This is a genomic window from Pseudomonas saxonica (assembly GCF_007858365.1).
Classification (GTDB): Bacteria; Pseudomonadota; Gammaproteobacteria; order Pseudomonadales; family Pseudomonadaceae; genus Aquipseudomonas; species Aquipseudomonas saxonica.
Map to the genome: position 1 here is coordinate 697,906 of NZ_VFIO01000001.1, position 13,371 is coordinate 711,276.

General features: G+C 57.0%; 13 protein-coding genes. 2 read left to right on the plus strand and 11 right to left on the minus strand.

Annotated features, from left to right (window positions below; genetic code table 11):
• Positions 1-47: 47 nt before the first annotated feature.
• From acpP to FJD38_RS03280, 6 genes are all read right to left on the minus strand, one after another.
• Positions 48-284 (minus strand): acyl carrier protein, encoded by a 237-nt coding sequence (acpP, locus tag FJD38_RS03255; protein ID WP_122783953.1) that lies wholly within the window; start codon positions 282-284, stop codon positions 48-50.
• A 191-nt stretch (positions 285-475) separates the two neighbouring features.
• Entirely contained in the window at positions 476-1,219 is a 744-nt protein-coding gene (gene fabG, locus FJD38_RS03260; protein WP_122783952.1) for a 3-oxoacyl-ACP reductase FabG, read from the minus strand.
• A 19-nt stretch (positions 1,220-1,238) separates the two neighbouring features.
• Complete coding sequence (gene fabD / locus FJD38_RS03265; RefSeq protein WP_146383903.1) at positions 1,239-2,177, minus strand: ACP S-malonyltransferase; 939 nt, start codon at positions 2,175-2,177, stop codon at positions 1,239-1,241.
• Positions 2,178-2,303: 126 nt separating this feature from the next.
• Positions 2,304-3,314, minus strand: a complete 1,011-nt coding sequence (gene plsX / locus FJD38_RS03270) for a phosphate acyltransferase PlsX (protein WP_146383904.1) — start codon at positions 3,312-3,314, stop codon at positions 2,304-2,306.
• Positions 3,315-3,318: 4 nt separating this feature from the next.
• Complete coding sequence (gene rpmF / locus FJD38_RS03275; protein WP_003442519.1) at positions 3,319-3,501, minus strand: 50S ribosomal protein L32; 183 nt, start codon at positions 3,499-3,501, stop codon at positions 3,319-3,321.
• 13 nt (positions 3,502-3,514) lie between these two features.
• Positions 3,515-4,042, minus strand: coding sequence for a YceD family protein (locus tag FJD38_RS03280; RefSeq protein ID WP_122783949.1), 528 nt, complete (start codon positions 4,040-4,042; stop codon positions 3,515-3,517).
• 105 nt (positions 4,043-4,147) lie between these two features.
• Here FJD38_RS03280 and FJD38_RS03285 point away from each other — a divergent pair, with 105 nt between their 5' ends.
• Positions 4,148-4,726, plus strand: coding sequence for a Maf family protein (locus tag FJD38_RS03285; protein WP_146383905.1), 579 nt, complete (start codon positions 4,148-4,150; stop codon positions 4,724-4,726).
• A 254-nt stretch (positions 4,727-4,980) separates the two neighbouring features.
• Here the strand turns inward: FJD38_RS03285 and FJD38_RS03290 are convergent, their stop codons facing one another.
• From FJD38_RS03290 to rluC, 3 genes are read right to left on the minus strand one after another with little or no spacing between them, the layout of a single operon-like run.
• Positions 4,981-5,970: a S49 family peptidase gene (locus tag FJD38_RS03290; RefSeq protein ID WP_122783947.1), complete on the minus strand. Its 990-nt coding sequence runs from the start codon at positions 5,968-5,970 to the stop codon at positions 4,981-4,983.
• 20 nt (positions 5,971-5,990) lie between these two features.
• Positions 5,991-6,653 (minus strand): HAD-IA family hydrolase, encoded by a 663-nt coding sequence (locus FJD38_RS03295; RefSeq protein WP_146383906.1) that lies wholly within the window; start codon positions 6,651-6,653, stop codon positions 5,991-5,993.
• The gene (gene rluC / locus FJD38_RS03300) at positions 6,643-7,602 is read right to left on the minus strand and encodes a 23S rRNA pseudouridine(955/2504/2580) synthase RluC (protein WP_122783945.1); all 960 of its coding nucleotides are present in this window, start codon (positions 7,600-7,602) and stop codon (positions 6,643-6,645) included. The genes FJD38_RS03295 and rluC overlap by 11 nt, the downstream gene beginning before the upstream one ends.
• A gap of 712 nt (positions 7,603-8,314) precedes the next feature.
• On the opposite strand from rluC, the gene rne reads away from it, so the two are divergent.
• Positions 8,315-11,599: a ribonuclease E gene (gene rne, locus FJD38_RS03310; protein ID WP_146383907.1), complete on the plus strand. Its 3,285-nt coding sequence runs from the start codon at positions 8,315-8,317 to the stop codon at positions 11,597-11,599.
• 71 nt (positions 11,600-11,670) lie between these two features.
• Here the strand turns inward: rne and FJD38_RS03315 are convergent, their stop codons facing one another.
• Together FJD38_RS03315 and murB are read right to left on the minus strand one after the other, a co-directional pair.
• On the minus strand, positions 11,671-12,282 hold the full coding sequence (locus tag FJD38_RS03315; protein WP_208727488.1) for a transglycosylase SLT domain-containing protein: 612 nt from the start codon (positions 12,280-12,282) through the stop codon (positions 11,671-11,673).
• Between the two features lie 54 nt (positions 12,283-12,336).
• Positions 12,337-13,356: a UDP-N-acetylmuramate dehydrogenase gene (gene murB / locus FJD38_RS03320; protein WP_146383908.1), complete on the minus strand. Its 1,020-nt coding sequence runs from the start codon at positions 13,354-13,356 to the stop codon at positions 12,337-12,339.
• Positions 13,357-13,371 lie beyond the last annotated feature (15 nt).

The window sequence follows — 13,371 nt, forward strand, 5'->3', positions numbered from 1 at the left end:
AGCGGCAGTGCGGTTTTTCCATGACAGCAAACAGCGATTACAAACTATTACGCCTGGTGGCTAGTAACGTAATCGATAGCTGCTTGTACAGTAGTGATCTTTTCAGCTTCTTCGTCAGGAATTTCAGTCTCGAATTCCTCTTCCAGAGCCATCACAAGCTCAACGGTGTCAAGGGAGTCGGCACCCAGGTCTTCAACGAAGGAAGCCGAGTTAACAACTTCTTCTTCTTTAACGCCCAGTTGCTCGGCTACGATTTTCTTGACGCGTTCTTCGATGGTGCTCATACCTTGTTTTCACTCCTAATGGACAAATTCAGGCAGCTGGCCAGTGGGCAAGTGTATCGAAAGACTTTTCAGTTTTTCAACTGAAAGCTTTGCACTCACACCGCAATGACCCGCCGCCTATAAAAAGATTGCAGCTTTATAACGGATTTTGGACAGCACGTATGACATTTTTTTCAAACAGGCCGTCACATTTAACTCATGTACATCCCGCCGTTGACTGGAATTGTAGCTCCTGTCACGTACGCTGCACCGTCTGAAGCAAGGAAAGCGACCACACTGGCGATCTCTTGAGCCTGCCCCAAACGCCCCAGCGGAATCTGTGTTTGCAAGGCTTCACGCTGAGCTTCTGGCAGCTCACGGGTCATATCGGTGTCGATAAAACCGGGAGCAACCGAGTTGACAGTGATCGAGCGCGAGCCCACTTCACGTGCCAGCGCGCGGCTGAAACCTTCCAGACCTGCCTTGGCGGCGGCGTAGTTTACTTGGCCTGCGTTGCCCATGGCACCCACTACAGAGCCAATACTGATAATTCGTCCCCAACGGGCTTTGGTCATACCGCGCAAAACGCCCTTGGACAGGCGGAACAGACTGTTCAGGTTGGTATCGATAACGTCATGCCATTCGTCATCTTTCATGCGCATCATAAGGTTATCGCGGGTGATACCGGCATTATTGACCAGAATCGCCGGCGCACCGAACTGTGCTTGAATGCTCGCCAACACCGCGGCAACGGATTCATCGCTGGTGACATTGAGTTCCATACCGGTGCCTTGAACACCATTTTCTTTCAGTGTGGCAGCGATACGCTCAGCACCTGAAGCCGAAGTCGCAGTGCCAATGACAATGGCGCCCTGACGACCCAACTCCAATGCGATTGCCTGGCCAATGCCACGGCTAGCGCCCGTTACCAATGCAACTTTACCTTGCAAGCTCATGCAGGCTTCTCCTAATTCTTCAGACCAGTGCCAGACGCGCAGCGGCGAATGCTTCGGGTGTATTCAAGTTGTGTGTCGTCACGCCTTCAGCGCAACGCTTGCTGATGCCCACCAGGACTTTGCCCGGGCCGCATTCAACCAGATCAACAGGGCCATTGACTGCCAGCGCCTTAACCGATTCAACCCAGCGCACAGGCTTATACAGCTGCTCAAGCAAATCGCGCTTGAGCGTTGGCAGATCAGCGGCAACGGCTGCACTGACATTCTGCACCAGCGAAATGCTCGGCATTTTCCAGTCGATCGCTTCGATGGACTCGGCAAAACGCTCGGCAGCGGGACGCATCAGCTCGCAGTGCGAAGGCACGCTCACCGGCAGTGGCAAGGCACGCTTGGCACCCGCCTCCTTGCACAGCGCCATGGCCCGCTCAACAGCAGCCTTGGCCCCCGCAATGACGACCTGGCCCGGGGAGTTGAAGTTAACCGCGCTCACTACTTCACCTTGAGCGGCATCCGCACAGGCTTGCAGGACGACATCATCATCCAGGCCCAGAATGGCAGCCATGGCGCCTTGACCGGCCGGAACAGCTTCTTGCATCAGCTGACCGCGACGCTCCACCAGTTTGACGGCCTGGGCCAGGCTCAAGCAGTCGGCAGCCACCAACGCGCTATATTCGCCCAGGCTATGGCCCGCAACGAAATCAGGACGTTTGCCACCCTCTGCCAGCCACAGACGCCACAAGGCAATCGAGGCGGTCAGAATGGCAGGCTGGGTAATATCCGTTCGGTTCAGTTCTTCAGCTGGACCGTTTTGAGTCAACGCCCACAGGTCGTAACCCAGAGCATCAGACGCTTCTTTAAAGGTGTCCAGAACCAGCGAGTGCTCCGCGCCCAACTCGGCCAACATGCCGAGGGACTGCGAACCCTGCCCTGGAAAGACGAATGCGAGGGATGTAGACATGTAACAAGCCCCTAATGATCTTGTCGTCGGAGAATTGACGTCTCGCCTTGGCGGACGCAAGAAACTGACAGTTGGATGGCTGATTTGACCGGGCAGTCACATTTAAGCGCCCGGCAGGTAAAACGCCTATGGCAACAACCCTTCAAGGCGCCCATACAAACGCTTTGGCAGGTCTTCATGGATTTCAATCAGTGCGCGCTCTATCGCACTTTGAAAGCCCTGAGCACCTGCCGAACCGTGACTCTTGATCACAATGCCCTGCAACCCGAGAAAGCTCGCCCCATTGTGCCGGGCAGGCGCCAGTTCAGCCTGCAAACGACGCATCAGCGGCATCGCCAATACACCTACAAAGCGTCCGAACAACGTGCGCTTGAACTCAGCCTCAATCCGGCTCGAAATCATGGTCGCCAGGCCTTCGCTGGATTTGAGCAAAATATTGCCGACAAACCCATCGCACACCACCACGTCCGCTTCACCCCGGTACACCCCATCGCCTTCAACAAAGCCGATGTAATGCAACCCTGCAGCCGCCTGCAACAAAGCCGCCGCCTCCTTGACCTGTTGATTACCCTTGACGTCCTCGGTGCCTATATTAAGCAAGACAACCCGCGGACGAAGAACACCCAACGCCTGAGCAGCCACCGAACCCATCACCGCAAATTGAAACAGCTGCTGCGCACTGCAATCAACATTGGCGCCCAAGTCCAGCAATTGACAGTAGCCAGTTTGCGTAGGGATCGCCGCCACCATGGCCGGACGATCAATGCCCGGCAAGGTTTTCAGCACATGCCGCGACAACGCCATCAGCGCGCCGGTGTTGCCGGAGCTTACACAGGCTTGAACTTTACCGTCACGCAGCAATTGCAGCGCTACACGCATAGAAGAGTCCGGCTTGCTGCGCAATGCATGCGAAGGCCGCTCATTCATGGCAATGATTTCTGAAGCAGGGGTAATTGTCAGGCGCGAGCGATCAACAGCCGAATAGCTGGAAATCAAGGATTCAAGTTCGGAAGGTTGACCGACGAGGGTCAGGTGTAACGAGGGAGTAGCAGACAGGCAAGCAATACATGCCTGAACAATGCTGCGGGGACCGAAGTCCCCGCCCATTGCGTCGATCGCGATGACCTGGACAGACAAGTGATTACTCGTCAGCGCCCTTGTCGATCACTTTACGACCACGGTATACGCCTTCTGGCGATACGTGGTGACGCAGGTGAATTTCACCGGTGGTTTTTTCTACAGACAGAGTGCTAGCCGAAAGAGCATCGTGCGAACGACGCATGTCACGGGCAGAGCGGGATTTTTTGTTCTGCTGAACAGCCATAATTGATTAACTCCTAAACGTTTGGGTCACGCTTTAACTGCGCCAATACACTGAACGGGTTGGACCGCGTTACCTCGTCCTCGCCTGGCTCGGGCTCATCGAGACCCGCCGGCTGCTGGCATTCTTCCGGATGATGAGCAGGCACAATGGGCAAGGCGAGCAAAAGCTCCTCCTCGATCAGTGCATGCAGATCCAATGGATCTTCGCCCAGTTCCAGCACGTCATAACCTTTCGGTAACGACTGGGTATTCGCACCCTCTTTCACCACAGCATAACTGCACTCGCTGTGGATCGGCAGGGTGACCAGCTCAAGACAACGCTGGCAAACCATCTTGACCTCGACGTCGATGGAGCTGTGTATGACCACAGATCTTCGCTCGTCGCGCTCAAAAACAAATTTAGCCTGGACCGCACCGACATCGTCGGAAAGCGGGTCGCAGAGTCTCTCCAAATCAGCCAGCAACACTTCACCTTGAAGGGTAGTGCCACGATCAGCCAATTTGCGCGGGTCAACGTGAGGTGGAATCGGGTCATTCAACATAGGCGCAGCATTCTAGGGAGGACCCCTTCACGTGTCAAAGGAAATTGTGCCTGTGCGACATCGCGTACGACCATTAGAATCGTCAGCAACCCACAGGAGTCGCGCATGCTACCTTTATTACTCGCTTCAAGCTCGGTTTATCGCCGCGATTTATTGTCTCGCCTGCGCTTACCCTTTACTTGCAGCTCACCAGACATCAACGAGAGCCATCAAACCGGCGAATCAGCCATCGACCTGGTCAAACGCCTGTCTTTGGAAAAGGCGCAAGCACTGACCAGCAGCCACCCCAAACACCTGATCATCGGTTCTGATCAGGTCGCCGTGCTGGACGGGCAAATCATCGGCAAGCCGCATACCTTCGACAAGGCACGCCAGCAACTGCTGAACGCCAGCGGGGCCAGTGTCAGCTTCCTGACCGGCCTCACCCTGCTAAATAGCCAGACAGGCCATTATCAGACCGACTGCATCCCCTTTACGGTTCACATGCGCAAGCTCACCCCAGAGCAGATAGAGCGTTATCTGCTCGCCGAGGAGCCGTACGACTGTGCAGGCAGCTTCAAGGCAGAAGGTCTGGGCGTCAGCCTGTTTCAGCGCACAGAAGGCGAGGACGCCACCAGCCTGGTCGGCCTGCCGCTGATCCGCCTTGTTGACATGTTGATAGCAGAAGGCGTAGCTATCCCCTAACGCAACCCCATAGGGAAACGCGAATTGCGTAGCAGCTGTCGAGTAACGCGAGGCTGCGTTCGACGGCAAAGCCGTCGCTAAACCTTTCGACCCGGCAAACCAGACACACCGCACTGACAGAGGTTGCGACGATTGCATCGTCGAACGTAGCCTCGCGTTACTCGTCAACTGCTACGTCATTTCCGCGCTTGAGATGCAAACCGCCCCCACAAAAAAACGGCCCGAAGGCCGTTTTTTGTGAGCATCACTGCCAATCAGCGCAACGTAGGTCCTTGAAAACCCATCCACATTGCCAATTGCTCAGCCACACTGGTACCGAGTTTTTTGGAGAAGCGATCAAACGCCGACTCCTGCACGGTAAAGTCCACCAGCTCTTTTTCGCCAATCACATCACGCGCAACCGAGCTGGCATTGCCCAACCCATCAATCAACCCCAGTGGCAGGGCCTGCTGACCTGTCCAGACCAAACCAGAAAACAGCTCAGGATGATCCTTATCCTTTAGTCGATCGCCTCGACCCTGCTTCACGCTGGCAATGAACTGCTCGTGAGTGATGTTCAGCACACCCTGCCAGAACTTGGTCTCATCCGGCTTTTCAGGCTCGAACGGATCAAGAAAGGCCTTATGGTCGCCCGAGGTATAAGCACGGCGCTGAATACCCAGCTTCTCCATCGCGCCCACGAAACCAAAGCCCGCCGCGGTCACACCTATCGAACCGACCAGACTGGCCTTGTCCGCATAGATCTCATCAGCCGCGCTGGCAATGTAATAAGCCCCTGAAGCCCCCAGATCGGAAATGACCGCATACACCTTGATATTCGGGTTCAAGCCACGCAGACGACGAATTTCATCGTAGACATAACCCGACTGAACAGGACTGCCGCCCGGGCTGTTGATGCGCAGAATCACACCCTTGACCTTTGGATCTTCGAACGCAGCGCGCAGGCTGGTCACCAGATTGTCGGCACTGGCCAGCTCTTTATCAGCTATGACGCCACGCACATCAATCAGCGCGGTATAACCCGAACTGCTGGTTACGCTGCGTTCCATATCCAACAAAGGCGTGAACAAAAACAACATGGCAATCAGGTAGAAAAAGGTCAGCAGCTTGAAAAAAATACCCCAGCGACGCGAACGGCGCTGCTCCTGAATACCCGCCAACAAGGTTTTTTCCAGAAGCTTCCAGCTCTTGTCATCACCGACAGTCGGCTCTGCCTCGGAAGGCGCTTTCCATTGATCAACCATGCTCTACCCCTGCAAAGACTTTAATTAACCTGGCGATCCAGCCAGGTACGCAACTCGGTAAAACGCTCAATGGCCAATCGCGGCTCATAAGCCATCAGACTTTGCATCGACTGAGCACCATAGCCCACCGCAACAGAATCAATGCCTGCATTACGTGCCATCAGCAAATCAAAGGACGCATCCCCCACCATCAAGGCTTGCCCGGGGCGAACATCGCAATGGGCAAGAATCTGGTTCAGCATCAAAGGATCAGGCTTGCTGGCCGACTCGTCGGCTGCACGGGTGATATCAAAGAAATCTTCCCAGCCATTGGCCTTGAGCACCCGATCAAGACCACGCCTGGCCTTGCCCGTAGCGACAGCCAGACGATAGCCCGCAGCCCGGAAGGCCTCCAGCGACTCCTTCACACCCGCAAAGAGTGGTGAAGGCTGGGCATCCATAGCGATATAGACATCTGCGTAATGCTGGCGAAATGAAACAACCTGCTCAGGCGTCATATCGGGATAAAGGGTCAAGATAGCCTCGGGCAACCCCAGGCCAATAATCCCCTTCACCGCCTCATCATCACGCTCTGGTTGACCCGCACGCTGCGCCGCCATCTGCATGGCAGTGACAATTCGCCCGATAGAGTCAGCCAGCGTCCCGTCCCAGTCGAAGATCAGCAGCGCGTAGTCATTCTGCACTCAGCAAACGCTCCACGGTTTTAGCCCACATTTCATCTACGGGAGCCTGCAATTTCAACTCACCACCTTCGGGCAGCGGCACGGTCAGCATATAGGCGTGCAAGAACAGACGCTTGCCACCCAAATCGCGAATTTCTTTGGAGAAATCTTCGTCGCCGTACTTGGTATCACCGGCAATGCAATGCCCGGCGTGCAAGGTGTGCACGCGAATTTGGTGAGTACGACCGGTAATCGGCTTGGCCTCGATCATGGTGGCGAAATCACCAAAGCGGCGCAGCACCTTAAATACGGTGACCGACTCCTTGCCCTCTTCATTGACTTCAACCATACGCTCGCCTGAACGCAGATTGCTTTTCATCAAGGGTGCGCGCACTTGCTTGATGGACGTCGCCCAGTTACCACGCACCAAAGCCATGTAGCGCTTGTCGACACCATCACCGCGCAACGCGGCATGCAAGTGACGCAACATGCTGCGCTTTTTGGCAATCATCAACAGGCCGGACGTGTCGCGATCCAGGCGATGCACCAACTCAAGTTCTTTAGCGTCGGGGCGCAACTGACGAAAGGCTTCAATGACACCAAAGGTCAGGCCGCTGCCGCCATGCACCGCAATGCCGGCAGGCTTGTTGAGCACAATCAGCGCTTTGTCTTCATAGACAATGGCGGCTTCGAGGCGCTGCAACAACCCTTGAGCAAGGGGCACAGGCTCATCGCGCTCAGGCACGCGGACCGGCGGAACGCGCACGATATCGCCCGCCTGCAGCTTGTACTCGGGCTTGATCCGCCCCTTGTTCACACGCACTTCGCCTTTACGCAAAATGCGGTAAATCAAGGTCTTGGGAACACCCTTGAGCCGTGCAAGTAAAAAGTTGTCGATGCGTTGGCCGGCATATTCCGGCGAGACCTCAAGCAGCTGAACGCTGGGGGTCGGGGGGGTCGTGGTCGTCATGGCGCGAATGATAACAATTTTTTATGGAATTGAAGCACTTAATCATTGCTGCTATAGTCGCGAACGCCGCCAAAAGCGGCCTGGACAGCGGATTAACGGTGAATCACCGACCCTGACCAACGCTCTTGATCAGGACGCGAGGCCGTCCTACGGGGCTTTTGCTGCATACGCACCACTTGGAGTTGTAACAAGCGCAGGTGACATGAGGCCTGAAGCGAGCCTGGAAAGCAGAGTGCAAACTCGCCTTTTACGCCGATATTCACGGCCAGTTCACAAAGTGCAGTCAGCTGCGGGTAATGCGAGCGAATGCTTCGGAAACTTCGCCTTTATTAGCCATGATGCGTGAACTCCCCTTTTGGAGAACACGGTAAATGCCAACCCGCTGCGGATTCTGCGCGCGGCAGCACCCGAATTATCAGGGATACGTGTAGGGTGGAGATGCACAACCGTCGGACTGTGTAGCACTAGGCTTTTTCAAGACGCTTCATCTCGTCCACAGCCGCTGGTTGATTCCTCCTCCTGACTGAGTGCTTAACTTAAGTCACCACAGCAAGCAGGAAGCGTAAGTCGCGACTTCGCCCCCATTGGTCGAACCTCGCTGGACACTGGAGTGGCCAACTACTCCTGACGCACCTGACACCGACCGTGAGAAGTCGTGTGTGCCGAACGCCGTTTCCGGTAGCCCGGAAACCGACGGTACAACATGAAAAGAATGCTGATTAACGCAACTCAACCTGAAGAGTTGCGCGTTGCACTGGTAGATGGCCAACGCCTCTACGACCTGGACATCGAGTCGGGTGCACGCGAGCAGAAGAAAGCCAATATTTACAAAGGCCGTATTACTCGCATTGAACCAAGCCTTGAGGCTGCCTTTGTCGATTTCGGCTCTGAGCGCCACGGCTTCCTGCCCCTCAAAGAAATCTCCCGCGAGTACTTCAAGAAAGCACCTGAAGGTCGCGTCAACATCAAGGACGTCCTGAGCGAAGGCCAGGAAGTCATCGTGCAAGTCGAGAAAGAAGAACGTGGCAACAAGGGCGCAGCCCTGACCACCTTCATCAGCCTCGCTGGCCGTTACCTGGTTCTGATGCCTAACAACCCGCGTGCCGGTGGCATCTCCCGCCGTATTGAAGGCGAAGAGCGCAATGAACTGCGTGAAGCCCTCAATGGCCTGATCGCCCCTGCCGACATGGGCCTGATCGTGCGCACTGCCGGCCTTGGCCGCAGCAGCGAAGAAATGCAGTGGGACCTCGACTACCTGCTGCAACTCTGGACCGCCATTAAAGAAGCTTCGCTGGATCGTTCCGCGCCATTCCTGATTTATCAAGAAAGCAACGTGATCATCCGCGCCATTCGCGATTACCTGCGCCAGGACATCGGCGAAGTGCTGATCGACAGCGTTGAAGCTCAGGACGAAGCCCTGACCTTCATCCGCCAGGTAATGCCGCAGTACGCCAGCAAAATCAAACTCTACGAAGACAGCGTTCCGCTGTTCAATCGTTTCCAGATCGAAAGCCAGATCGAGACCGCCTTCCAGCGCGTTGTTGAACTGCCTTCCGGCGGCTCCATCGTTATCGACCCGACCGAGGCCCTGGTGTCCATCGACATCAACTCGGCGCGCGCCACTAAAGGCAGCGATATCGAAGAAACCGCACTGCAAACCAACCTTGAAGCCGCCGAAGAAATCGCCCGTCAGTTGCGCCTGCGCGACATCGGCGGCCTGATCGTCATCGACTTCATCGACATGACACCCGCCAAAAACCAGCGCGCAGTGGAAGAAAAAGTCCGCGAATGCCTGGAAGCAGACCGTGCCCGCGTACAAGTGGGCCGTATCTCGCGCTTTGGCCTGCTGGAAATGTCCCGTCAGCGCCTGCGCCCATCGCTGGGTGAAAGCAGCGGCATCGTTTGCCCACGCTGCAATGGCACCGGCATCATCCGTGACGTTGAGTCGCTGTCGCTGGCTATCCTGCGCCTGATCGAAGAAGAAGCCCTGAAAGACCGCACTGCTGAAGTACGCGCTCAGGTGCCGATCCCGGTGGCGGCATTCCTGCTGAACGAAAAACGCAACTCGATCACCAAGATCGAACTGCGCACCCGTGCCCGCATCATCATCCTGCCGAACGATCACCTCGAAACGCCGCACTTCGAAGTTCAGCGTCTGCGTGATGACAGCCCGGAAGCCAACACCAACCAGTCCAGCTACGAAATTGCTGCCGCTGCTGCCGAAGTTGAAGAAGTTCAACCTGCCGCTGCGACCCGCACCCTCGTTCGCCAGGAAGCCGCCGTCAAGACAGCTCCGCCGCGCGCCACGGCTCCGGTTCCGACTGAAGCAAGCCCGGCCACTGCAACCCCGGCATCGGCTCCAACTGCCAGCATCGCCGAACCAAGCCTGTTCAAAGGCCTTGTGAAGTCGCTGGTCAGCCTGTTCGCCTCTAAAGAAGAGCCGGCCGCACCTGCTGTTGCTGAAAAACCAGCCACCCCTGAGCGCCCTGCACGCAACGAAGAGCGTCGCAATGGCCGTCAGCAAAGCCGTAATCGTAATGGTCGCCGCGACGAAGAGCGCAAGCCTCGTGAAGAACGTGCACCGCGCGAAGAACGTGCCCCACGTGAAGAACGCGCTCCTCGTGAAGTGCGCGAGCCGCGGGAAGAAACGCCGGTTGTAAGCGCTCCTCGCGAAGAACGCGCACCGCGCGCACCGCGTGAAGAACGTGCACCGCGCGCTCCTCGTGAAGACCGCAAACCACGTGGCGAAGCCCGTGAAGAGCGTGTTCGCGAACTGCGCGAGCCTCTGGACGCTGCTCCTGTCGTTGCGCCAGCAGTAGCGGCCACCGAAGAAGAACGCCCAGCCCGTGCCCCGCGTGAAGAACGTCAACCACGTGCTCCGCGCGAAGAACGTGCACCACGCGAAGTCAAGCCGGCTGCCGCTGCTGAAGACGAAGAGGTACTGTCCAGCGAAGCAAACACCCAGGACGATTCGCAGGAGAACGCCGAAGGCGATCGCCCACGTCGTCGCTCACGCGGTCAGCGTCGTCGCAGCAACCGTCGCGAGCGTCAACGCGATGCCAATGGCAACGTGATTGAAGGTTCGGAAGAGCACAGCGAAGAATCCAACGGCGAAAACGCTGCAGCAACCACCACTGAACTGGCTGCCGGTCTGGCTGTCACTGAGGCCGTTGCCAGCTCGGTCATCAGCGCACCCGCTGAAGCCCAGGCTCACCAGCAAGCTGAACGCGCCAACCAAGCCTCTCACGACTCGGCCCTGGCCCAGACCGTTGTGGCAGCAGAAGCTCAAACGACTGCCGTTGCCATTGTTCCAGCGCCGATCGTTGAGTCCCCTGCGGTAGAAGCGCCAGTGGTTGAGACACCTTCGGTTCAAGCGCCAGCCGCTGAAGCTCCGACTGTCGAAGCGCCTGTGGTTGAAGCAGTAACAGCAATCGAAGCTGTCAAGGCACCTGAAGTTGAAGTGGCCGCACAGGTATCAGCAGAACCTGAAATCAAGGCCACTGCTGAGCCTGCCCCAGCCATCGAGACCCCGGTTGCTGCGCCAGAACCAGTGATCGAAGCCGCCATCGAAGCGCCGGCAGTAGAAGCGCCACGCGCAGAAACGCCGGCCGCCGAAAAGCCAGTCTTCGAAAAAGCGCCTGAGCACGTCAAGGAAGCACGCGTCGTTCGCGAGCCAATTGCCGAGCCTGCCGCCGTAGAAACCGCACCGGCTCCGACTCCAGTTGCACCCGTTGCCGCTGAAGTTGTTGTCACTGAAGCCACTGTGATCGAGACCGCTGTAACAGCTCCGGCTGAAACGGTAGTAACGACCGAAGTGATTGAAGTGGTAGTGGCCGCACCGGTTGTCAGCACTCAGCCAAGCAACGGTCGTGCTCCTAACGATCCACGCGAAGTGCGTCGCCGCAAGCGTGAGGCCGCAGCTGCTGCTGCCGCCGCTCAAGCTGCCAGCGAAACCGTAGCCCCGGAAGCAGAGCACGAGCCTAAACCCCTCGCCTGATTCTGAAGGCCACTAAAAAGCCCCGCCAGTTCTGAACTGGCGGGGCTTTTTTATGCGCCGTGTTTCAGGCTCTAAAAGAACCAAAAGGAGCGACGTTCACGTTCCAGCTCACCACGGCATTGATTGAGCTGCGCGCCGTAGGTTTTAGCCTGCTGATCGACTTTACGCGCCACCTGCATCAACCAGGGTTTTGCCCGATAGGTATTACGGCTAAAACCGCCCCGCCCTTCGTGGTACGCCAGATACTGGTTATAGGCATCCCACTTGGAAATGCCCAATTGTTGCTGGGTGCCCGCCACGTACCACCCGATAAACATGATGGCGTCACCAAAGTCATCGCGCGAGCCACTACTGCCCATGCTTCGTTCAAAATCGCTCCAGGCGGGCGGCTGAGCCTGCGCGTAACCGTAGGAAGGGCTGACCCTGCCCCACGGAATCACCCACAAAAGGTAAGCACGGGGCGGAAGTGCATCGGCCACAAAGCTGCTTTCCTGCTTCATGATTGCCATAGCGATATGGGGCGGGGTTCCCCACTTGCTCTCCATCGCCACCGAATCCTTGTACCAGGCCGGATACTGGCGATAGATCGAACAGAGATTGCCTTGGTCTTTAGGCGGGGCAGTCATGCACCCGGTTAACGTCGCCAGACAGAGAACCAGCGACACAGCAGGAAGTGACTTCATTGATGATCCAGACCGAAAAGCCTGCGCATGCGTACATGCGTCAGGCTGGCTCCATTAATACAGGTTAGGCTCCATCTCGAGCTGCACCGCGAAGCGCTGTTCGATGTCGGCCTGAATACGCTGCGCCAGCGCCAGCAACTGCAAGCCGGTGGCCGAGCCATAGTTGACCAGCACCAGGGATTGCAAACGGTGCACCCCGGCATCGTTCTCCCGGAAGCCCTTCCAGCCTGCCGCTTCGATTAACCAGCCCGCCGCCAGCTTCACTCGGCCATCGGCTTGCGGATAACCAATTACGCCAGGGTGCGCCAACTTCAATTCAGCGGCCAAGGCAGCAGACACCACCGGGTTCTTAAAGAAGCTGCCGGCATTGCCCAGCACCGCCGGGTCAGGCAGTTTTTCACTGCGAATGCTACTGATGGCACGGCTCACATCGGTGGCCGTCGGCTGATCTATGCCTTGCTCGCTCAGACGCTGGCGAACAGGGCCGTATTCCAGACGCAAGCGTGGGGCTCGGCTCAAGGCAAACCTCACCCGCAGAATCAGCCAGCGCCCTGCCTGCTGTTTAAACACGCTGTCACGGTAGCCAAAGTTGCAGTCCTCCAGAGTGAAATCACGCAACTCGCCGGTTTGACGGTCGAGCGCGGTCAGCCCTGCAAAGACATCTTTGATCTCAACGCCATACGCGCCGATATTTTGCATCGGTGCAGCGCCTACGGTACCGGGAATCAAACTAAGGTTTTCCAGCCCGCTCAGCCCCTGTTCGAGCGTCCAAAGTACAAAAGAGTGCCACACCTCGCCTGCTTCGGCCTCAATCACGACACGCTCACCATCGGCTTCGACCTGACGAATCCCACGGGTCGCCATGCGCACCACCAGAGCGGGCACATCGGCCGTCAACAGCAAGTTACTGCCGCCGCCAATAACCAATAGCGGCAAATTGCGCTGCGCCGAGCACTGCAAGGCCTCGCGCACATCGTCATCACTGTGGGCTTCGGCAAACAGGCTGGCGCGCACGTCCACACCGAAACTGTTGAACGGTTTGAGCGATGCATTGACCTGCAACTGCAAACTCATAGACGCCCCTTCAAC

Bases quoted from the DNA above. Each gene is read 5' to 3' on its own strand.
- acpP (WP_122783953.1), bottom strand. From the start codon at position 284: ATGAGCACCATCGAAGAACGCGTCAAGAAAATCGTAGCCGAGCAACTG.
- fabG (WP_122783952.1), bottom strand. From the start codon at position 1,219: ATGAGCTTGCAAGGTAAAGTTGCATTGGTAACGGGCGCTAGCCGTGGC.
- fabD (WP_146383903.1), bottom strand. From the start codon at position 2,177: ATGTCTACATCCCTCGCATTCGTCTTTCCAGGGCAGGGTTCGCAGTCC.
- rpmF (WP_003442519.1), bottom strand. From the start codon at position 3,501: ATGGCTGTTCAGCAGAACAAAAAATCCCGCTCTGCCCGTGACATGCGT.
- FJD38_RS03280 (WP_122783949.1), bottom strand. From the start codon at position 4,042: ATGTTGAATGACCCGATTCCACCTCACGTTGACCCGCGCAAATTGGCT.
- FJD38_RS03285 (WP_146383905.1), top strand. From the start codon at position 4,148: ATGCTACCTTTATTACTCGCTTCAAGCTCGGTTTATCGCCGCGATTTA.
- FJD38_RS03290 (WP_122783947.1), bottom strand. From the start codon at position 5,970: ATGGTTGATCAATGGAAAGCGCCTTCCGAGGCAGAGCCGACTGTCGGT.
- rluC (WP_122783945.1), bottom strand. From the start codon at position 7,602: ATGACGACCACGACCCCCCCGACCCCCAGCGTTCAGCTGCTTGAGGTC.
- rne (WP_146383907.1), top strand. From the start codon at position 8,315: ATGCTGATTAACGCAACTCAACCTGAAGAGTTGCGCGTTGCACTGGTA.
- FJD38_RS03315 (WP_208727488.1), bottom strand. From the start codon at position 12,282: ATGAAGTCACTTCCTGCTGTGTCGCTGGTTCTCTGTCTGGCGACGTTA.
- murB (WP_146383908.1), bottom strand. From the start codon at position 13,356: ATGAGTTTGCAGTTGCAGGTCAATGCATCGCTCAAACCGTTCAACAGT.